Origin of the sequence: Pseudomonas sp. FSL R10-1339, from assembly GCF_009600545.1 — a bacterium.
Classification (GTDB): domain Bacteria; phylum Pseudomonadota; class Gammaproteobacteria; order Pseudomonadales; family Pseudomonadaceae; genus Aquipseudomonas; species Aquipseudomonas bubulae.
This window is the reverse complement of record NZ_WIVQ01000009.1, coordinates 14679-36470: the sequence shown is the minus strand read 5'-3', so window position 1 is coordinate 36470 and position 21792 is coordinate 14679. Positions and strand designations below refer to the sequence as shown.

The window sequence follows — 21792 nt, the reverse complement described above, 5'->3', positions numbered from 1 at the left end:
TCTGTACACAAAAGACATCTCTGGCATTGCCCATCCAACCGCGTAAGCAATGCCAAGGAAACGAGTGAACCTTCACCGAAGGCCTACACTCGAACGATTATCAAGCCACTAATGGAGTGAATCATGGCCCGTAAAACAGCAAAGAATGCTCAAGAAATCCTGATGGCCGATTTCCAGACGCTGGTACTCGATGCCGAAAAGTTGCTGGAACACACCGCGTCCCTGGCCGGTGACCAGGCTGAAGAACTGCGCGCCCAGATAAAGGACAGCCTGTTCAAGGCTCGCGCAACCCTGGAAGAAACCAAGGAATCGTTGAAAGACCGCAGTCAGGCGGCTGTGGTGGCCACCGAAGATTATGTGCAGGCAAACCCTTGGCAGTCTGTGGGCATCGCGGCCGGTATCGGCTTTGTTCTGGGCCTGCTGGCAACCCGGCGCTGATATGACAGACGAATCCGGTTCCCCCCGTTCCTCACCGCGGCGCTTGGGTGCCGCATTCCTGGGTCTGTTGCACAGCCATGTCGAATTGCTGGGCATCGAACTGCAAGAGCAGAAGGCACGCACCGTCAGCCTGTTGTTGTTTGCCGGGCTGGCACTGGTGTTCGCGCTGTTGCTGCTGATCGGACTGTCGGCGCTGGTGATGATCCTGCTCTGGGACAGCTACCGCATCCCCGGCATTATCGGGCTTTGTGTGTTTTATACGCTGGCCGCGGTGTTCTGCGGGCTGCGCCTCAACGCCGCGATATTCGATGAATCCTCTCCTTTCAATGCCACGCTTGAAGAGCTGGCCAAAGACCGCGAGCGTTTGTTGCCATGAGCCTGCCTGAATTGCCGAAAAATGCTTCACGCCAGGAGTTGCGCAAAACCTTGATCCGCCTGCGCATGGAAATGCACCGGCAGGAGATTCGTCATGAGTCGCAACAACTGCTGCAACCCCTGCAAAAAATGCGCGGGATGACCAGCAACTGGCAGGAAACCCTGGGGATCAAGCATGCACCCTTGTGGGGTGTGGGGATTGTCACCCTGCTCGGGTTCCTGACCGGCAGAGGCGCCAAAAGCAAAAATACCGGGGGCACGTCACGCTGGATCAGCTTGACCACTGGCTTGATACCACTGATCAAGATGGTGATCCAGGCCTCGCACAAGCCCTGAACTGAAAGCCCCCCCTCCTTCTATGGGAGCGGGCTTGCTCGCGATGGCATCGACGCGGTTTGACTGAAACACCGCGCTGCCTGCATCGTGAGCAAGCCCGCTGCCACAGATGGCGCCCCTGATCATGCCTCCACTTGCGTCATCCGTTCTGAAACGAGAAGCTGCTGGGGCGCAAAACACAGGTCCATCCGGTCAACAGCAACGACCATATCCACACCCGCCTCACCCACTCCCTCGAAGTCAGTTGCGTCGGCCGCTCCCTGGGTGACAAGAAGCACCGGTTCGGCGGCTACCGAGCGAACTGTATTTAGGCTCCGCAGCCAAAAACGACCTTATTACAGGGTCAACAGCCAACTAGTTACAAATAAGAATATATAAGAACAAGAAGACGAAATTGTACCACTTAGGAATAACCTCGGTTTTTGTCAGGACAATTATAGAGCCGATACACCACCCTTCGAACAGCCCGTTCGAACTGACTAGGGATTTACGGTTGTTTGCATCACCAGCAAAACAAAGACACTAGCCATCGCCTGCCTATAAGTCACCTGCTCTACGCCTCTGGCGCAGCAGCGAAACCCTATCCTGTTAGCCTCTAACGAACGCATAAAAGAATGAAGCCTCTACAGCCGCTTGATCAGGCTTTGGAAATTTGATAAGTTCCTGGCCCTCATCAAATAATGGCATTATGCCAGCCTCCCGCTTAATTTTTTGAGTTAGTCGTTTTTATTGTTAGCAAGCTAAGGAATAGCCATGAGTAGAAGGCCCGCGTTCGATTGTGCAGCAGTCATTTTAAGGGACAAAACAGTCACCTCCCACACAAGCGGCTCAGTTACAACCACTAAGCAAGGCAACAACGTTTCAGTCAGTAACAATATAGGAACTCATGTCAAGCTTGAGGCATTGCTTGAGTTTCAGAACGGTGACTTGCTGCCAGCGATCCTCATTGACGAGAGTTTACATGCTCCTGTTGGCAAAAAAATTCTAATGGCTTTTAAAAGTGGTGAACCCGTCGCCTATCAAGTGACCCCGAATGGAGAGATTTACACACTCGGGTATATTAGCGAAAGAGAAACTTTTACTTTTCAAGACTTTATAATGTTTGCATTGCCGGGCGTAGGCACCTTTTTTAGCCTGGCCTCACTTGCAGTTACGCAAACGTATTACGAGCACGGGGAATTCAAAACCTATAACGGCAACAAAATTGTTGTCGCCGCCGGACTCGCAGTTACTGCCCTTAGCGTATACATTGCCAAAGGATGGTTTGGCTATGTAGTAGGAACAGCCCTTACTGCCGTTGGATTTTCCATCTCTGCCATTATTGGAAACTCCAAAGCAAATGAGGGACGCAAGTTAATGCTTCGTGAAATAAAAAATGAATTCGACAAATTAAAAGCTGAATTGTGATACAAAAGGCCACTTAGGTGGCCTTTTCAATGAGAAGCACATTTGCAATCACATAATAAAACAGCTGGCTATTATGTACACGCAGGCTCAACGCTCCCCGCCCATACCATTAAACTGTCGAGCCAAGTGCATGGCATAGTTATCGGTCATGCCACTCACGTAATCCAGAACCTGCATCATTGCACCGTACTCCTTGGAAACACCCCCACTGGCGTCTAAATTATTCAAGTCCAGCCCAAGAAGCTCTACCACCCTTCTCGTCTTCGAATCAGCTACACCGCCCTTTCTGACATATTCCAAAGCAGCAGAGCAGCTAACGTTTAGCAGCGTAGATATAGTGCTATAAGCCCCTATTTCTAACTCAACCTTCCTGGGATGCTGGAAGATTTCATCGCGAGCAAGACCTTTGGCGGCGGCTACACACTCACGGACATTCTTATCACAAAGTTCTAAAATACCTAGAACCTTGCCAGTCATGATTTCATTATGGTTATTCATGAAAGCAGTCGCTCCAGCATCTACAAAAGCTGAAATAACTTTCCCACGAATCATAGAGAGCCTACGGCCAACCTTCATGCCTTGAATTTCTTTGACCAACTGATTCTTCTGGTGATCATCAAGGACAAGGCACAGTATTTCAAAGACCTTATCCCACTCAAGGATACCCATCTCTACACCATCCTCTAAATCAAGAATGGCGTAGCAAAAATCATCAGACACTTCCATCAAGTTAGCCAGTGGATGGCGACACCGCCAACCATCACCCAGCTTTAACAAGCCAGTAGCGTCCGCCACTTCATTGAACAAACCCAATTCAGAACAGTAAATACCATATTTGTTCTGAATAGGTCTTTGCCCATTAACAGCATCACCAGCAAGCCAAGGATACTTAATGAAAGCGCCAAGCGACGCATAAGTAAGACGCATCCCCCCTTCATAGGGATGATATTCCGAGGTCGTTAAAACCCTAAACCCTTGTGCATTGCCTTCAAATCTACGTAAATCAGTAGCTTCATTAAAAGGCAATTGTTCTATTATCTTCGCCCCAACATCATTGGTGAACCAGTGACGAATAGCTTCTTCACCTGTATGCCCAAAGGGAGGGTTGCCAATGTCATGAGCGAGACAAGCAGTCTGGACAATATCACCAATATCAGAAGCTGAATGTTGCTCAGGAATAAGTCTTTCATTCAGAAGTTCTTGGCCTACTCTCACCCCCAGGGTACGGCCTACACAAGCCACTTCCAAGCTGTGTGTGAGACGGTTATGAACGTGGTCATTAGTGGCAAGAGGATGAACCTGAGTCTTTCTGGCAAGGCGTCTGAAAGCTCCGGAGAAAATAACCTTGTCGTGGTCTGAGTGGAAAGGTGAACGGCCTAGCTCAGATTTAGGAGGACGACCGCCAAGACGGGTGTTATTCAGCAACTTGTCCCAACTCATGCTTTCCATGCGTACTCCCCAGTAATTGATAAACACCTAAGACAGTTGATTTATACCACGGTTCAAAACACACTTTAAACTGATCAATTCAATCCCCCAACCTGGATCAAGCCCCCTACTTCAAAAAATCCCAAACCATAAAAATAAAAAAGACCACCAAGGCAGCCTTTTCTCTAGACGCCGTTACTAAAAAAAAGTTCCATCATCAAGTGCAGACTTCAACGTGCTCTCATAGTTACTCTTATTAAATTGTTCAACCTTTTTATATGCCATCAACTTTTCCGGCCTACGATATTCGTCTGCACTTGAAAAAGCTTGGAATGCATTATCATCAGCCATCCTCACGTGCAATTGTAGCTCTCTTGATTCGTACCCGTAAAACTCAACAAAACCCGGAATCTCGCTTTGACGAGCAATCATCAGAGCCTCTTTAACTGGCTTATCATAAAGATAGAATGTAGCGGTCACCATGATTGCACCCCCCGTTTCAGTGTCATTTTTACCGAAATCAGGGTTTGCATACGGCTCAAAAACCACGCCACCATTCATGTCATCTGATTGACCAAGCCACTTATAACCTTCAAGCGATTTAGTGACTGACTTAATAGGGCCAGCGTACTGAACACTGGTTCTATCTTTATCAAGTTCTACTCGCTCAAAGGTTTCTGCTGATGCTGCAAACGACGAAACCGCAATCAACGACGCAAATACAACACTTATAATTTTATCCATTTTTTCCTTTTCCATTTAATAGATTGCATAAACCAATCAACGCTAGAACGGACAAATCCTATCACAAAACGACTGATTGTAAAATGCCACTACCCCCTACACAAAAATAAATTCACAACCTGCTAATAACTTCTCCACTGCTATACCTGACAGACAACCAGCAACAGGAAATTTAACAACCCCTTACAGCTAGCATCCCCCCCTGACTAAAGTACAGATTACAAACACCCCAGCTCACTCGACAAGCTATAACAGTTAGAGAAAAATCACGACTTATAAACACCCCCCTAACAGCCCAACCTGACTAAACAAAAGGAACTGGGTATTTTGCCGCCTATAGCCAGTCAACAGGAAGTAAATAGAGTTCACCGCACATAAAAAACACTTATTACTTAAGGAAAACCTTACATAAACCAACCCACCAAACACATATATACTCTAAACCTGAAGACCCTCAACGGCAGATCATGGCCTCTTCAAAATATCCAAAACTGCAATGATGTAACTAGCCTTGTCCATTTATCACCAAGAGAGGTTCCCAAACGCAAACGCAGCTTCTCCATGTGTCGAGTCCCTGCTGCTGAACCTGGTGGGCGATGATTTGCCTGAAACTTTTCGCCTGCTTGGCCCCAACGACTCACGACGGCGAAAACGGGCAATACTGCGCGGCAAGGCCATCGAACATCTGACCAACGCCGCTGCCCGGGCTTTTGTCGAACAACAGCAAGCACTGCTGGCACCAGGGGATCTGGTCGAGCATATGCACGGCACGGCCACCTTGCGTGCTGGACAACAAAGACATGGCACGCAAAAAAATCTTCCAGGACAAATGCAAAACCTTGCATGAAATGGATGCCTATACGTCCCTGGAAATCCTCCTCAATGCATTCTGTGGCGCCGCGCTTTCGCAGCATTGCGGTCGTACCCCATCGTTCAAAAACCGTCGAATCCTCGATTTGCTGGGCAACAATGCTCCCGACCCACAGTGGCCATTACATCGATCGTTTATGCGCATCAACGACTTTATTGCCGGCATGACCGACAGTTATGCCACTGAAATGGCCAGAGCAATGACAGGTCACTCCACCCCCCGCCTGACAACCGCTGCCCTCCCCTGCCAAACAGGGAGGGCACGCAGCTCCACTTGATCAAACACTATGTTTACCACATGAAGTAGCAAGTAAGACTTTTCCATACACAAGAAAGAAATATACTCGCGCGCCCAGCGTTAAACTCAAAAAATCTTTAAACGCGCATTTAAATACGCCTCTCCCCTTGTGTATTTAGTGAGCCATCGCCTTATTTTGCGTAGGATAATTCCCATACTACGTTTGTAGGCTCCCCGGTTCCTGCCCCAGCTCTTACATCTGAGCTAAGGTCGCGCTTTCTATTCAGCACCTTATGGGGAATCAATATGAACACCGTATTTATTGTCGACGACCATCCTGTAATCCGGCTCGCAATTCGCATGTTGTTAGAACATGAAGGTTATGAAATAGTCGGAGAAACCGACAATGGAGTAGACGCCATGCAGATGATCCGCGAGTGCACTCCTGATCTGGTAATTCTTGATATCAGCATCCCCAAACTCGATGGCCTGGAAGTGCTGTCACGCTTCAGCTCAATAAGCCCAGCCCTCAAGACGCTGGTTCTCACATCGCAGTCACCGACACTTTTCGCCATGCGCTGCATGCAATCCGGTGCAGCCGGGTATGTGTGCAAACAAGAAGAGCTGAGTGAGCTTACCAGTGCAATAAAAGCGGTATTTTCTGGCTACAACTATTTTCCAAGCCAGGCATTGACTTCTGAAACAAACGATCACAACAACTCATCTGAAATCGAGTTATTCAAACTTGTCAACGACAGGGAACTTATGGTTCTGAAGCTGTTCGCACAAGGCAAAACAAACAAGGACATTGCAGCCGGCATGTTTTTAAGCAACAAAACCGAGAGGACTTACAAAAAGCGCCTCATGCAAAAACTGAAAGCCCATTCGCTGGTGGAACTTATCGAGCTGGCAAAACGTAATGGTCTTGTATGAAAAACAGGATGCCCGCACGATTAATCAAGTACCTGTCACTTTTTGCGGGGTTAGTTCTGTGCGTGCCCGTGCTGGCCGCCCCGGTCCGCAGTGAACCCCTTACGTTGCTCAGCCGCTCGAGTTCCGGCCACATTGAAGTCCCCCTGGACAACACTCAACGATACTGGCTGCAAAATAAGCGCGAACTCGTGATCGGCACCTCTGCTGCCGACTATCCACCGTTCGACATGACCGATAGCGGTCGGGACTACGAAGGCCTCACCGCAGATTACGCCGGCCTTCTGCGCAAAGCCCTCAAGCTGTCGATCAGGATCCAGCGCTTTGCCTCCAGAGAAGCAGCCATCAAGGCACTCGAGGACGGCCAGATTGACCTGCTGGGTACTTCCAACGGCTTTGAGGCCGCGAACCAGCACCTTGTACTTTCCATTCCCTATGCCATCGACCAACCCGTACTGGTGACCCGAGAGGGAGAAACACGCTCACTCTCCCAAGGCCTCGCCGGTTTGCGCTTGAGTATGGTGTACCACTATCTGCCCCAGGAGGAAGTAAAGGCGCTTTATCCCCAGGCAATCATCCAGTCTTATCCGTCCTATCAAAATGCCATTAATGCCGTGGCTTTCGATCAGGCGGATATTTTTCTGGGGGACACTGTGTCGACCCATTACATGATCAACAAGGGGTACCTGAAAAACATCAAGATGGCCAATTTTGGCAAACACGAAGCCCATGGATTCAGCTTTGCAGTGCGTCGGGACAACTCGCCCCTGCTAGGCATCATCAACGCCACACTCAAGGCCGTACCCAACAGTGAACAAGAAAGCATTGCCAAACGCTGGAGCGCTGGCAGTGACATTCTACTGTCCGATCAGAAGCTGCAGCTTACTCAGCGAGAAGCCCGTTGGCTGCTCAAGCATCCTGTGGTCAACGTAGTGGTCAACGAAACCATGGCACCCCTGACATTTTTTGATGCCAGCGGGGATTTCCGAGGCATTACTGCCGACCTGCTGGAGATGATCCGTCTGCGCACGGGGCTGCGCTTCGAAATACAACGCGCGAACAGCCTCGACACCATGACCCGAATGATCAGTCGGCACGAAACCGACATTATCTCGGCCATCAATCCTTCAGCCTCACGAGAAAGCGCCCTCAGTTTCACCCGTCCCTATCTGGTGAACTCCTTTGTCCTGCTTACGGCAAAAGGTGATGGGCAACCTGCGAGCCTTGAACAACTTGCGGGTAAAAAACTGGCCTTGACCCGAGGCAATCCCCTGACCGATTACCTGCGCAGTCAATACCCGCAGATAACACTGGTAGAAACCGGGGATATCTATCGCGCCACAGAACTGCTGGCCGAAGAGAAAGTGCAAGGTGCAGTCAGTACGCTGGTCATCGTCAACTACCTGCTGGCCTCGGGGTTGTTTCAGGACCGGTTACAAATCAGTGCCACCATCGGCACCCAACCCGCCATGTTTTCCCTCGCCACTGCCCGGGATGCCAGCGAGTTGTCCTCAATCCTCAACAAGGCGTTGTTGAGTATCGCGCCTGATGAGCTGGGCATTATCAACAGCCGCTGGCGGGGCTATGTGCCGGCATCTGATAGTTACTGGCACAATTACCATCGCCTGTTCTACCAGTTCATCATTGGCACCAGCCTTTTACTGTTGCTGTCCCTGATCTGGAATGCCTATATGCGGCGCCAGATCCGGCAACGAAAATCGGCCGAACGTGCACTCAGCGATCAGTTCGAGTTCATGCGTGCGCTCGTCAACGGTACGCCTCATCCTATTTATGTGCGTGATCGCGAAGGTGTTCTGAAAACCTGCAATGACAGCTACTTGAATGCCTTTTCAGCCAGGCGCGAAGAAGTCATCGGCAAGACCGTGATGCAAACCTGCGACCTCCTGAGCAACGAATGTGAAGCCCGTGATTATCAGGCCGACTACCTGCGTGTCATGCGTGAAGGTACTCCGCTGGTGACTGATCGCCCGCTGAGAATCGGCGAAAAAACGCTCACTATCTATCACTGGATTCTTCCCTATCGGGACTCCCTGGGCGAAGTACAGGGCATCATCGGTGGCTGGATTGATATCAGTGAACGTCATCAGCTACTGGATGAGCTGCGTACGGCCAAGGAGCTGGCAGATGATGCCAACCGGGCCAAAAGCACCTTCCTGGCAACCATGAGCCATGAAATCCGTACACCGATGAACGCAGTGATCGGTTTGCTTGAACTGACGCTCAAGCGCGCCGACCATGGGCATCTCGACCGCCCGTCCATTGAAGTTGCTTATAACTCGGCCAAAGACCTGCTGGAGCTGATAGGCGATATTCTTGATATTGCCCGTATAGAGTCCGGCCGCCTGAACCTGTCCCCGGAACGCGTCAATCTGCACCAACTGGCACACTCCGTGATGCGGATTTTTGATGGCCTGGCGCGGCAAAAAAACCTCACGCTCGACCTGCGTTTCGATGCAACAGACGATCTACCCGACGTACTGATCGATCCGCTTCGTCTCAAGCAAATCCTGACCAACCTGATCAGCAATGCGATCAAGTTCACCCAACAAGGCCGGGTGACGCTTGAAATCAACTTGCTGCCAGCCGGCACCCCTGAGCGGACTGAACTGCACTTGAGCGTCAAAGACACTGGCATCGGCATCAGCGAGCGTGATCAGGCACGCCTGTTTGAGCCCTTCGCCCAGGCACAGAACAGCGGGCAACTGGCGCTCAATGGTGCCGGTCTTGGCCTTGTCATCTGCCGTAGCCTGTGCGAAATGATGGGCGGCACCCTGGTACTGAGCAGCCAGGAAAGTGCAGGTACCCAGGTTCAGATAAAACTTGAAGTGCCGACCCTGACGCCGTCCCAGTGCACCCCCGCACAAGAACCCTCAATCAACCCTGCCGCTCATCCGCTTAACGTACTGGTGGTGGATGATCACCCGGCCAACCGCTTGCTGATGTGCCAGCAACTTGGATTTTTAGGGCACAGGTTTACCACCGAGCACGACGGCGCCGCAGGTTTGAAAACCTGGAAGACAGGAAAATTCGACCTGGTCATTGCAGACTGCAACATGCCTGTCCTGAATGGCTATGAGCTGACTCGAGCCATACGCAAGCATGAGCTGGCCTCCAGCCAACGGCCATGTACCGTGCTGGGGTTTACTGCAAATGCCCAACCGGAAGAGCGGCAACGCTGCAAGCAGGCAGGAATGGACGACTGCCTGTTCAAACCCATCAGCCTGACCCTGTTGAGTCGACGACTGGCCATGCTTGAGCCGCTATTCCACTGCCCGGAAGTCTTCAACGCCGACGCTCTCAGCCCGCTTACAGGAGGCGACAAGGAACGAACAAGACTCTTGCTGGAAGAACTGCTCCGCAGCAACTGCCAGGATCTCAAGACGCTGCTTGAGTTACCTGACAACGGCGAATTGCAGGCGTTTGTCGAAATTGCCCACAGGATAAAAGGCGCTGCCCGCATCGTGGGCGCCCAAAGCCTGATCAACAACTGCGAGGCACTGGAGCAAGCCACGCCCGCTAACCTTGTGCAGGCCCGCGAGCAAGTGCAGGTCTCCATGCGTGCACTGGGACAGGCGCTGGCCCTGCAACTTGAATCGTTGACGAAGCACACCTGAGCGCCAATCAAAGGCAGGTTGGCGCGGTTTTACTATGCTGATAGATACCAGCACGCCTACATCAGCGGAGAATCAGCCCATGCGCAACAGTGCGCTCTCCCATCGGCGCCAGTACCCGCTGCATGCTCACATAAGTGCGATGTTTACATTTTTGTTGCTATTGCTGGGCGTTGTACTGGGCGTATTCAATTACCAGCAAACCACCCGCATCATTCTCGACAGCAGCCAAAAGTTGTTCAGCTACATAGAACAGGATGTTCAGGATGACCTGCTGGATGCCTATCAACCCATACGGCATGCGCTCAACCTGCTAATTCTTGATTCTGCGGCCACAACCGACCAGGTCGAGCTTCGAACAGGCCTGCTGCAGCCCTTTGTACAAGCACTCGAAGACAACCACACACTGTCAGCTCTATACCTGGGCGATGACAACGGCAACTTTTTCCTGGTCCGGCCTTTACGCAATCAAGAGATCCGGCGCCAGTTAAAAGCCCCACCCCAAGCTAGCTTCGAAGTATGGTCGATAACACGTGCAGCCCGGCAAGGCACGGTTAATTCAAAAAAACTGTATCTGGATGCAAATCTGAAACAGCTCGAACAGCGCAACATCCCCAATGAGCTCTATGACCCCCGCGTGCGCAGCTGGTTTATTGCGCAGGATGCCGACAAAAATCAGACCACCACCACCCCCTACCTGTTTTTTACCACCCACGAAGTTGGTACTACACTCGCCAAACGCAGTACTGCCAATACGGTGATGGGTGCCGATGTAACGCTGTCTCAACTGTCCGCCACCCTGGCCGACCATCAAACAACGCCTGGTACACAGATTGTTCTGTTCGGCGATGATGGCCGGGCCATCGCTTACCCGGACTTCAACAAATTATTGAACGCCATGGACCCCACCAAACTGCCCAAAGTCTCGGAGCTGAATCCGGCCCTTGGACTGCTGATCAATCAAGGGGCAGATGCTCAGCAGCGCCTGGACGACGGCCAGCGCCAATGGATCGTTTCGCGGTTCAAGGTGGACGATGGCAGTGCCAATGGCTTGCAATTGGCAATGATGGTCCCGCAAGACGAGCTGTTGGCCGATGCCTATCAGTTGCGCTGGCAAGGGGCCCTGGTGACATTGGGCGCCCTGGTGCTGTGCCTGCCCATGGGGTGGGTGACCTCCAGGTTGCTGGTGAGGCCCTTGCGCGAATTGGTGCGTGAAGCCGATGCGGTTCGACGGTTCGATTTCAACTATCCATTCACACGACAATCGCCCGTGCTCGAAATCGATCAGATGCAGGCATCCATGGGTCGCATGAAAGAAACCCTCGCCAGCTTTTTTGAAATCACCTCCAGCCTCTCGGCCCATACCCGATTTGAACCCTTGCTGCAGTCCGTACTGTTCGAGACTCTCAAGATTGCTCAGGCAGAGGCCGGGCTGATCTACCTGACAAAAAACGACAGTACTCAACTGGAGTTAAAAGGCCTGATCATCAACGGCCAGCCCCAGGATCTGGCAACCCAGCCCGCGCCCGTGCTAAACCCTGACGACAGCCAGAGCCCCGAGTGGTTGCGGGCGCTTTTCGAAGGTCATGACAGTGTCGCCCGCTCACTCACCCTTGAACAGGCGGGTGGGTTGCAGTCTGTGATGGATGAACTGGGCAGCCAGAGTGTCCACCTGATCGGCATTCGCCTGCACAACCGCCAGGGCGAAACGGTGGGTATTCTTGTGCTGGTATTGAACGACAGTGGTTCGACTGACGATCAGGACCACTTGCGGGCCGACCGGATTGCCTTTATCCAGGCGGTGTCCGGTACGGCTGCCGTTGCTATTGAAAGCCAGCGCCTGCAGGCTCGGCAGAAACAGTTGCTGGATGCATTGATCCAATTGCTGGCGGGGGCTATCGACGCCAAAAGCCCGTACACCGCCAGCCATTGCCAACGGGTTCCAATCCTGACATTGATGCTGGCCCAGGCGGCGGCTGCGAGCCGGCAGCCACCCTTTGAGCAGTACGCTCCCACGGATGAGCAATGGGAGGCGCTGCGTATCGCCGCCTGGCTGCACGACTGCGGCAAAGTCACAACACCGGAATATGTAGTCGACAAGGCCACCAAGCTGGAAACCCTGTACGACCGCATTCACGAAATCCGCACCCGCTTTGAAGTGCTCAAGCGCGATGCCTGGGTCAATTACTGGCAGGCACGAGCCCTGGGTGGCGACGATCAACAGCTGGCGCACCTGCGAGATGCCTGCCTGCTTGAGCTGGATGATGACTTCGCTTTTGTCGCCCAGTGCAATCTGGGCGGGGAAGCCATGATGGAGGCAGACCTGCAGCGTTTGAACGCCATTGCGCGCCGCACCTGGACCCGCACGCTGGATGATCGCCTTGGCGTATCCTGGGAAGAAAACAAACGCCAGTCCACCCGCCAGGAGCAAGCCTTGCCGGTGACCGAGTCGCTGCTGGCCGACAAGCCCGAGCACCTGTTCACTCGCCCCGAGGCCGACCTGATTGACCCCGGAAACCCCTGGGGCTTCAAACTCGAAGTACCACCCTACAAATTCAACCGTGGCGAGCTGTACAACCTCAGTACCCGGCGCGGCACCTTGACCCGCGAAGAGCGCTACATCATCAATAACCACATCGTGCAAACCATCCTGATGCTCAGCAGCCTGCCGCTACCTGCCTACCTGAGCAACATTGCCGAAATTGCCGGGGGGCATCACGAAAAAATGGATGGCAGCGGTTATCCAAAACGCCTGAAACGCGAGGAAATGAGCCTGGAGGCACGGATGATGGCAATTGCCGATATTTTCGAGGCATTGACCGCGTCGGATCGCCCCTATAAACGCAGCAAAACCTTGAGTGAGGCGCTGAACATCATGGCCGCCATGTGCCATGACGCCCATATTGATCCGCAACTGTTCGCGCTGTTCATGCACGAACAGATTTACCTGCAATACGCCCGGCAGTTTCTTGACCCTCAACAAATCGATACGGTCGATATCGATGCGCTGATGCTCAAGGCCGGGCTGAAAAACTGATGCGGATCAGCACTCGCTCAAGCGCAAAAAGATGGCCGCCAGCGCTTCAATGCCCAACTGATCCTGCTCGCTGAAGCGCCCGATGCTCGGGCTGTCCAGATCCAGCACGCCGATCAGGCGACCATCCTTGATCAACGGCACGACCAACTCACTGTTGGAGGCACTGTCGCAAGCGATGTGCCCGGCAAATGCATGCACGTCTTCAACTCGCTGCGTTTGCCGGCTCGCCGCTGCAGCCCCGCAGACGCCACGCCCAAACGGGATACGAACACAGGCAATTTGCCCCTGAAACGGGCCCAGTACCAGCTCCTCATTACGATTGAGGTAAAACCCGGCCCAGTTCAGATCATCGAGCTGGTGATACAAAAACGCCGAGAACTGTGCAGCGTTGGCAATAAAGTCACGCTCATCTGCCAACAACGACTCCAACTGAGCCTGCAACAGGCCATAGCCGTTCAGGCCTGCACCTGTGGCGTTCAAATCAATCATTCACTTGCTCCAACAATTTCAAACCCACCCAATAACGCGCGAACTGATAGGCACAACGGCCGTTGCGGTTGCCACGCCCGGTTGCCCAGCGCACCGCCAGAATATCCAGTGCCTCGTCGCGCTGCCACTGCAAACCGGCTTTGGTGGCCAATACATCGATCCAGTGCTCAACCACGCTCAGGAAATGGTCCTGGGTGAACGGATAAAACGACAGCCACAGGCCGAAGCGATCAGACAAGGCGATCTTGTCTTCCACAGCTTCATTGGGATGCAACTCACCGTCGACATTCTTCCAGTTCTCGTTATCGCTTTCCTTTTCGGGCACCAGATGACGGCGGTTCGACGTGGCGTAAAGCAGGACGTTATCCGGCGCTTGCTCAAGGGAACCATCGAGCACGCTTTTGAGCACCCGGTAATCGCTTTCACCCGCCTCAAATGACAAGTCATCGCAAAACAGCACAAAGCGCTGGGGCAAACCTTGCAATTGCTCGACCACCCGCGGCAGGTCGGCCAGATGGTCACGCTCGATCTCGATCAGGCGCAGGCCCGCATTGCCATACTCGGCAAGCAGTGCGCGGATGATCGAAGACTTGCCAGTACCGCGCGAACCCCAAAGCAGAGCGTGGTTGGCCGGCAAACCATCAAGGAACTGTTTGGTATTGCGACCCAGCTGATCCCGCTGGTTATCGACGCCGATCAGGTCCGAAAGGCGCATATCAAGGCTGACTTGCAATGGCATCAGGTAACCCGAACGCCCCTCCCGCTGCCAACGGGCCGCCAGGCATTGATGCCATTCGATCGGCTCACGCTGAGCAGGCAGCAAGGGTTCAAGACGTGCGAGGACCGCTTCGGCCCGTTGCAGAAAGGCATCCAGATTAGAATTCACAACATTTCCTCAGACTGATACACAATGATGGCATATTGATATGACCTACATTCAGCTCAAACCACATTACGACTCACATCGCCAGGTCGCAAATACCGCAGTAATGCCTGCCGGTTGACCCACGAATCGACTACTCTTGCACGCCGCAAGGAAATGGAAACAGGTGCAACACCCCCAATGGACATAAAAATCACCCACCGCCTGTCTTTCAAGCAAGCCAAACTGACTGTGCTGGTCGGTCTGATATTGGGGACCCTGCTTAGCCTGCTGCAAATCGGCATCGATTATGCCAGTGAAAACGCCGCCATCGATCGCGAAATCCAGTCGCTGCTGGAGATCAGTCACAACCCGGCATCACGCATTGCCTACAACCTTGATTCGGAGCTTGCCCAAGAGCTTTTGCAGGGGCTGGTGCGCTCACCGGCGATCACCGCCGCACAACTGCTCGACAACGACTATCTGGTGCTCTCGGCGGTGCAGGATTTGCCTGAAACCGGCCGTTATCGGGCGCTGAGCGACTCTCTGTTTGGTGCCAACCGCTCATTTGACCAGCGACTGTACTTCAATCACCTCCCCGAACAAAGCATGGGCGTCTTGCACCTTGAGGTGGATACCTACCCCTTCGGCAAGCGGTTTTTGCAGCGGGCGGAAGTCACACTGCTCAGCGGTTTTATTCGCAGCATCGTGCTCACCTTTATTCTTCTGGGCCTGTTTTACGTCATGCTGACCAAGCCGCTGGTGCGAGTGATTCGTGAGATCAGCGATGGCAAGCCCGCAGATCCGGGGCAGTCGAAAGTGCACTGCCCCAGCGGTCACGAAAACGATGAAATTGGCGTACTGGTGAACGCTGCCAATCAGCAGTTCGAGGCCATGGCCCGTGAAATGGAATACCGACGCCGCGCCGAAAACACCCTGACCGAGTACCTGGCACAGCTGGAAACCATTGTTTCTGTGCGCACCCAGGAACTGGAGGCCAGCAACGAACAACTGCGCCACTCCAATGAAGAGCTTGAGGCTGCGCGCACTACTGCCCTGGAAATGGCCCAGGCACGCTCAGCGTTTCTGGCCAATATGAGCCATGAAATACGCACCCCGCTCAATGGTTTGCTCGGGATGCTGGCGCTGTGCCTGGACAGCCCGCTGAATGCCGAGCAACACCAGCAATTGTCGATTGCCCATGACTCCGGCAAGGTTCTGGTCGAGCTGCTCAATGACATTCTCGACCTGTCGAAATTCGACGCGGGCCAACTGGAGCTTGAACATATTGCCTTCGACCTGGGCACGCTGATCGAAGATACCGCCAACCTGCTGTCACAGAACGCCGCACCCAGCGTGGAACTGACCTGCCTGATCGATCCGCAGTTTCCGGCACTGGTCATGGGGGACCCGACCCGGGTTCGACAGATCGTCAGCAATTTGTTGTCCAACGCGCTGAAATTCACCCGATTCGGGCGGGTGGATGTACGGCTCAGCGCGCAAGGCGATCAGGTACGTATCGAGGTTTGCGACACCGGCATCGGCATCGCCCAGGAGGCCCAGGCCAGAATTTTCAGCCCCTTCACTCAGGCAGAGGCCGGCATCACCCGCCAGTATGGTGGCACCGGGCTTGGTCTGACCCTGACCAACAGTCTGTGCGCAGTCATGCACGGACGCCTGACCATCAGCTCGGAAGTCGGTTTTGGCAGCCAGTTCTGCGCCGAACTCCCCCTGCCCTGCCATACCCCCGCCATCCAGCCAAAGCCGTTGTCCGGCCGGGTTATTGTGGTGAGTGCAGCGAGCAGCGGGCTGAGCGAAATGCTTGGCAGTTTTTTGCCCCTGTGGGGGCTGGACTACACACGCTACTCCCAGGACGACTCACTGACCGACACCCATCCACAGTTACTGATTACCGACTGTGCCGAGTGCCTGTTTGGCCTGCGCCCGGCCATCAGTGCGCCGATCCTGCTGGTGACCGCGTATGGCAACTTTATGCCCGGTGACCAGGTCAATGCGCTGGCACCCCTGCAACAAAAAGCCCGGCCCCTGTCGCGTCAGGCACTGTACAAGACCTTGCAACATTTGTTGCTCAAGGACGACAGCGAGGTACAGGGCACTCAAACCGTGAATACTCCTGCGGTACACCGCGCGCGAATCCTGCTGGTCGAAGACAATCCGGTCAACCAGCTGGTGGCCAAGGGCATGTTGAGCAAGCTGGGCTGTGAAGTGGTGGTTGCGAGCCACGGCGGCGAGGCGCTGAGTCGGCTGGAGCAGAAGACCTTTGACCTGGTGTTGATGGACTGCAACATGCCAGTCATGGATGGCTACGAAGCCACACGGCAAATCCGCCATCGCGGGCGCTGGCCCAAGTTGCCCATCGTCGCCCTGACCGCCAATGCCATGCCCGAAGAGCGCGAGCGCTGCCGTTCGGCGGGGATGAACGATTATCTGGCCAAGCCGTTTCGGCGCGAAGAGCTGGCGGCGTTGATTGAGGTATGGGTGCCGCAAAGGCGAGACAGAGACACCAACCGTGTTGCCGCCGACGAGTAGAACGAGGCTGCGATCGAGCGCGAAGCGGTCGCAAAATGATGCACCAGGGTGCACCAGACAGACACGGTTTTCAGGATTTGCGACGGCTGCGCCGCCGATCGCAGCCTCGTTCCACTCGTCAGCGGCTACAGATAGAGCGATTTTAACCCAGTAACGCTTCGATATCGGCCTTGAGCGCCTCAGGCTTGGTGGTCGGGGCATAGCGCTTTACGCTTTTGCCATCGCCACTGACCAGGAATTTGGTGAAGTTCCATTTGATTACCTGCGAGCCCAACAGCCCCGGCGCACGCCTCTTGAGCTGGACAAACAACGGATGAGCCTGGGGGCCATTGACCTCGACCTTCTTGAACAGCGGGAAGCTCACACCAAAATTCAGCTCGCAAAACCCGGAAATGGCCGCTTCGTCGCCCGGCTCCTGCTTGCCAAACTGGTTACAGGGGAAGCCCAGAATCACCAGCCCTTGATCCCTGTACTGCTGCCACAACGCCTCCAGCCCTTTGTACTGTGGGGTAAAGCCGCACTTGCTGGCCGTATTGACCACCAGCAGCGCCTTGCCGCCGAAATCGCCAAGGGCCTTTTGCTCACCGACCAGCGTGGTACAGGCAATATCGAGCAGGTTATCGTTCATGGCAACACCTCAAGAAGTCAGACGCGAGGGACCAGGTCCAGGCACACCGAGTTGATACAGTAGCGCAGCCCGGTCGGGGGCGGACCGTCAGGGAACACATGGCCCAGATGCGCATCACATTTGGCGCAGACCACTTCGGTACGCACCATGCCGTGGCTGACGTCACGGATCTCGACCATCGCACTGTCGCCAATGGGCCGGGAAAAGCTCGGCCAGCCGCAGCCAGAGTCAAACTTGGCGCTGGAGTCAAACAGCGGCGCGTTGCAGCAGATACAGTGATAGACACCGTCAGTTTTGGTGGCGTTGTATTTCCCCGAAAACGGCCGTTCGGTGCCTTTGAGGCGGCACACGTTGTATTGCTCCGGGTCGAGCATGGCCTTCCATTCGTCCAGGGTTTTGTTCAACTTTTCCATGGTTCTGCCTCTGTCACTGAAAAACCCCGACCGGTGGCTTTTCCAGGGATCGGGTGGCACGTATGATTGCGCCTCGTTAATCACCAGTCTGGCACCCGCCCTAGCTGCATTCAAACGGATTCTTGAAGCAAAGCGGTGTTAGCCACTGTGTGCAAACACAGAATTTCCCAGAGCAGTGGTCATCACATCGCCTGGATCGTTCATTTTCGGGATCACATCGCCATGCAGGTCAGCAAATCAAACAAGCTCGCCAACGTCTGTTATGACATTCGCGGCCCGGTGCTCAAGCACGCCAAACGACTGGAGGAGGAAGGCCATCGCATCCTCAAGCTGAACATCGGCAACCCGGCACCTTTTGGTTTTGAAGCGCCGGACGAAATCCTCCAGGACGTGATCCGCAACCTGCCGACAGCCCAGGGCTACAGCGACTCCAAAGGCCTGTTCAGCGCCCGCAAGGCAGTCATGCAGTACTACCAGCAAAAGCAGGTGGAAGGTGTCGGCATCGAAGACATCTACCTGGGCAACGGCGTGTCCGAGCTGATCGTGATGTCGCTGCAGGCGCTGCTCAACAATGGCGACGAAGTTCTCGTACCAGCACCGGACTACCCGCTGTGGACCGCTGCCGTGACGCTGGCTGGCGGCCATCCGGTGCACTACCTGTGCGACGAGCAAGCCAACTGGTGGCCTGATCTTGAGGACATAAAAGCCAGGATCACTCCAAACACCAAAGCCATGGTCATCATCAACCCGAACAACCCGACGGGTGCGGTGTACTCCAAGGAAGTCCTGCTGGGCATGCTCGAGATTGCCCGCCAGCACAATCTGGTGGTGTTCTCGGACGAGATCTACGACAAGATCCTCTACGACGACGCGGTGCATATCTGCACCGCTTCACTGGCCCCTGACGTGTTGTGCCTGACCTTCAACGGCCTGTCCAAGTCGTACCGGGTTGCGGGTTTCCGCTCGGGCTGGATTGCCATCTCCGGGCCCAAGCAAAACGCTCAGGGCTATATCGAAGGCATCGACATGCTGGCCAACATGCGCCTGTGCGCCAACGTGCCCAGCCAGCACGCCATTCAAACCGCACTGGGCGGCTACCAGAGCATCAATGATCTGGTACTGCCCAACGGACGCCTCCTTGAGCAACGGAACCGCACTTGGGAACTGCTCAACGCGATCCCCGGTGTCAGTTGCGTGAAACCGATGGGGGCGTTGTATGCGTTCCCGCGTATCGACCCGAAAGTGTGCCCGATCCTCAACGACGAGAAATTCGTGCTGGACCTCCTGCTCTCGGAAAAACTGCTGGTGGTACAAGGCACCGCCTTCAACTGGCCGTGGCCGGATCACTTCCGCGTCGTGACCCTGCCTCGTGTCGACGAGCTGGACATGGCCATTGGCCGGATCGGTAACTTTCTGAAGACTTATCGTCAGTAGTTTCTGAATATGTTGTGCGACCAATCAAAAGTCGCACAACATGTGTCTGATGAAACATTCTTCATTCTGCGTCTTTACGGACCTCCCCCGCCTTCAATAGCCTCATGAAAACCATAAAGCCCTTTATTTACTGGCGCTCAGTGGAACTTTTGGCCAAAAAAAACGCTCCTTCATATTAGGAAATTCCCAGCAAACTACTAAAATCAGGCTGCAGGACACAGTTTGAAATAGTCACCTGGTTGAATAGCCTGTGACAGCACCTTATATACCCCGCATACGGCAACACCCTTAAGACGAGGAGATTCATACAACCATGATGCGCATTCTGCTGTTTTTGGCCACTAACCTGGCGGTCGTGCTGATTGCCAGCATCACCCTGAGCCTGTTCGGCTTTGACGGGTTCATGGCGGCCAACGGGGTTGATCTGAACCTCAGTCAGCTGTTGGTGTTCTGTGCGGTCTTTGGTTTTGCAGGGTCTCTGTTCTCGCTATTCATATCCAAATGGATGGCGAAGATGAGCACCAGCACCCAGGTGATTACACAACCTCGTACTCGTCATGAACAATGGTTGATGCAAACCGTTGAACAACTGTCCCGCGAAGCCGGGATCAAGATGCCTGAAGTGGGGATTTTCCCGGCATACGAGGCTAACGCCTTTGCCACGGGCTGGAATAAAAACGATGCACTGGTCGCAGTCAGCCAGGGCTTGCTCGAGCGTTTTTCGCCCGATGAAGTAAAAGCGGTACTGGCCCACGAAATCGGCCACGTTGCCAACGGCGACATGGTCACCCTGGCGCTGGTGCAGGGCGTGGTGAACACCTTTGTCATGTTCTTTGCCCGAATCATCGGCAACTTTGTCGACAAGGTGGTGTTCAAGAACGACGAGGGCCGCGGCATTGCCTACTACGTTGCGACCATCTTCGCCGAACTGGTCCTGGGTTTCCTCGCCAGCGCCATTGTGATGTGGTTCTCGCGTAAACGTGAATTCCGGGCTGACGAAGCCGGTGCGCAGCTCGCCGGCACCTCGGCCATGATCAGCGCCCTGCAGCGCTTGCGCTCCGAGCAGGGTCTGCCGGTGCACATGCCGGACACCATGGCGGCTTTCGGCATCAACGGCGGCCTCAAACAAGGCCTGGCGCGGATGTTCATGAGCCACCCGCCACTGGAAGAACGTATCGACGCACTGCGTCGCCGCGGCTAACCCCACGGCAAACATAAAAAGGGCGACCCAGGTCGCCCTTTTTTGTGCCCGGGTTTTGCTTCAGGCGATTTTGCTCAGGCGATACACCCGCTCCACCAGTCGCGTCACGCCACTCTTGAGGAACTTCCACTCCTGATCGAGTACATCCGGCTGCTCGAGCACTTCCAGCGCCCAGGCATGCGACAGCAGGCTTTGTACCTCGGCGTCCGGCACCGAGAACGGCGGGCCGTTCATTTGCGACTGATCGTAATCCAGGGTAATCAACAGCCCCCGACAGCTTGGCGGCAGAATCCGGCTCAGGTGCCGAGCATAGGCCGCACGCATCTCGGGAGGGAATGCGATGGTTGCAGCGCGGTCATACAACCCCACACAGGAGGCCACGTCAGCCTCAGTCAGGGCAAACACATCACCGCAGAGGATCTTCACAGGACCCGCCTCGTACACCTTGAAGGCGCCCTGCTGACGAACCTGTGGCTCGACCTGTTGTTCACTGAAAAACTGCTCCACGGCCGTCTGCGTCAGCTCCACGCCCAGCACTTCATGACCGTTGGCCGCCAGCCAGCTCATATCCAGGCTTTTGCCGCATAGCGGCACCAGCACACGACCGCCCTCCTCCACCCCCAGTGCCGGCCAAAGGCGCTGAAGGTAAGGGTTGACCTGCGACAGGTGAAAGCCAATCTGATTGCGATCCCAGCGGTCGTGCCAAAATTCGGGCTGCATGATTCACCTTTAAATTCGATAGATAAGCACTAAAACTTATATTGGATTTAGATCAATGAT

17 protein-coding genes and 2 pseudogenes are annotated in these 21792 nt (G+C 54.2%); 12 read left to right on the top strand and 7 right to left on the bottom strand.

The window, feature by feature from the left end:
- Positions 1-123: 123 nt before the first annotated feature.
- From GHO03_RS04995 to GHO03_RS04980, 5 genes and pseudogenes are all read left to right on the top strand, one after another.
- Positions 124-438, top strand: a complete 315-nt coding sequence (locus GHO03_RS04995; RefSeq protein ID WP_095002228.1) for a YqjD family protein — start codon at positions 124-126, stop codon at positions 436-438.
- A 1-nt stretch (position 439) separates the two neighbouring features.
- Complete coding sequence (locus tag GHO03_RS04990; protein WP_095002229.1) at positions 440-814, top strand: phage holin family protein; 375 nt, start codon at positions 440-442, stop codon at positions 812-814.
- Positions 811-1149, top strand: a complete 339-nt coding sequence (locus tag GHO03_RS04985; protein ID WP_153399316.1) for a hypothetical protein — start codon at positions 811-813, stop codon at positions 1147-1149. Before GHO03_RS04990 ends, GHO03_RS04985 begins: the two co-directional genes overlap by 4 nt.
- 164 nt (positions 1150-1313) lie before the next feature.
- Positions 1314-1415: pseudogene (locus GHO03_RS25795) on the top strand (hypothetical protein); the annotation flags it as partial.
- Positions 1416-1902: 487 nt separating this feature from the next.
- A complete protein-coding gene (locus GHO03_RS04980; protein WP_095002231.1) occupies positions 1903-2556 on the top strand; it encodes a hypothetical protein in 654 nt (217 codons plus the stop codon).
- Positions 2557-2643: 87 nt separating this feature from the next.
- Here the strand turns inward: GHO03_RS04980 and GHO03_RS04975 are convergent, their stop codons facing one another.
- Positions 2644-4005: a deoxyguanosinetriphosphate triphosphohydrolase gene (locus GHO03_RS04975; protein ID WP_306108787.1), complete on the bottom strand. Its 1362-nt coding sequence runs from the start codon at positions 4003-4005 to the stop codon at positions 2644-2646.
- 177 nt (positions 4006-4182) lie between these two features.
- Positions 4183-4743, bottom strand: a complete 561-nt coding sequence (locus GHO03_RS04970; RefSeq protein ID WP_141228169.1) for a hypothetical protein — start codon at positions 4741-4743, stop codon at positions 4183-4185.
- Between the two features lie 550 nt (positions 4744-5293).
- Here GHO03_RS04970 and GHO03_RS04965 point away from each other — a divergent pair.
- From GHO03_RS04965 to GHO03_RS04950, 4 genes and pseudogenes are all read left to right on the top strand, one after another.
- Positions 5294-5876, top strand: a pseudogene (locus GHO03_RS04965) (deoxyguanosinetriphosphate triphosphohydrolase); the annotation flags it as partial.
- Between the two features lie 266 nt (positions 5877-6142).
- Complete coding sequence (locus GHO03_RS04960; protein ID WP_153399314.1) at positions 6143-6769, top strand: response regulator transcription factor; 627 nt, start codon at positions 6143-6145, stop codon at positions 6767-6769.
- An 8-nt stretch (positions 6770-6777) separates the two neighbouring features.
- A complete protein-coding gene (locus GHO03_RS04955) occupies positions 6778-10401 on the top strand; it encodes a transporter substrate-binding domain-containing protein (protein ID WP_153399312.1) in 3624 nt (1207 codons plus the stop codon).
- Positions 10402-10480: 79 nt separating this feature from the next.
- Positions 10481-13435 (top strand): HD domain-containing phosphohydrolase, encoded by a 2955-nt coding sequence (locus GHO03_RS04950; RefSeq protein WP_153399309.1) that lies wholly within the window; start codon positions 10481-10483, stop codon positions 13433-13435.
- A 6-nt stretch (positions 13436-13441) separates the two neighbouring features.
- Here GHO03_RS04950 and GHO03_RS04945 read toward each other — a convergent pair whose 3' ends face one another.
- Positions 13442-13924, bottom strand: coding sequence for a GAF domain-containing protein (locus GHO03_RS04945; protein ID WP_095002236.1), 483 nt, complete (start codon positions 13922-13924; stop codon positions 13442-13444).
- Complete coding sequence (locus GHO03_RS04940; protein WP_095002237.1) at positions 13917-14810, bottom strand: ATP-binding protein; 894 nt, start codon at positions 14808-14810, stop codon at positions 13917-13919. Before GHO03_RS04940 ends, GHO03_RS04945 begins: the two co-directional genes overlap by 8 nt.
- Before the next feature lie 177 nt (positions 14811-14987).
- Between GHO03_RS04940 and GHO03_RS04935 the strand changes: the two genes are divergently transcribed.
- Positions 14988-17336, top strand: a complete 2349-nt coding sequence (locus tag GHO03_RS04935) for a response regulator (RefSeq protein WP_133144891.1) — start codon at positions 14988-14990, stop codon at positions 17334-17336.
- A 142-nt stretch (positions 17337-17478) separates the two neighbouring features.
- Here GHO03_RS04935 and GHO03_RS04930 read toward each other — a convergent pair whose 3' ends face one another.
- A complete protein-coding gene (locus tag GHO03_RS04930) occupies positions 17479-17964 on the bottom strand; it encodes a glutathione peroxidase (RefSeq protein ID WP_095024004.1) in 486 nt (161 codons plus the stop codon).
- 17 nt (positions 17965-17981) lie between these two features.
- Positions 17982-18377, bottom strand: coding sequence for a peptide-methionine (R)-S-oxide reductase MsrB (gene msrB / locus GHO03_RS04925; protein WP_095002240.1), 396 nt, complete (start codon positions 18375-18377; stop codon positions 17982-17984).
- 222 nt (positions 18378-18599) lie between these two features.
- Between msrB and GHO03_RS04920 the strand changes: the two genes are divergently transcribed.
- Both GHO03_RS04920 and htpX read left to right on the top strand, forming a co-directional pair.
- A complete protein-coding gene (locus tag GHO03_RS04920; protein ID WP_095002241.1) occupies positions 18600-19811 on the top strand; it encodes a pyridoxal phosphate-dependent aminotransferase in 1212 nt (403 codons plus the stop codon).
- 313 nt (positions 19812-20124) lie between these two features.
- Entirely contained in the window at positions 20125-21012 is an 888-nt protein-coding gene (htpX, locus tag GHO03_RS04915) for a protease HtpX (protein ID WP_088379295.1), read from the top strand.
- A 60-nt stretch (positions 21013-21072) separates the two neighbouring features.
- Here the strand turns inward: htpX and GHO03_RS04910 are convergent, their stop codons facing one another.
- On the bottom strand, positions 21073-21732 hold the full coding sequence (locus GHO03_RS04910; protein ID WP_133144890.1) for a thiopurine S-methyltransferase: 660 nt from the start codon (positions 21730-21732) through the stop codon (positions 21073-21075).
- Between the last annotated feature and the right edge of the window lie 60 nt (positions 21733-21792).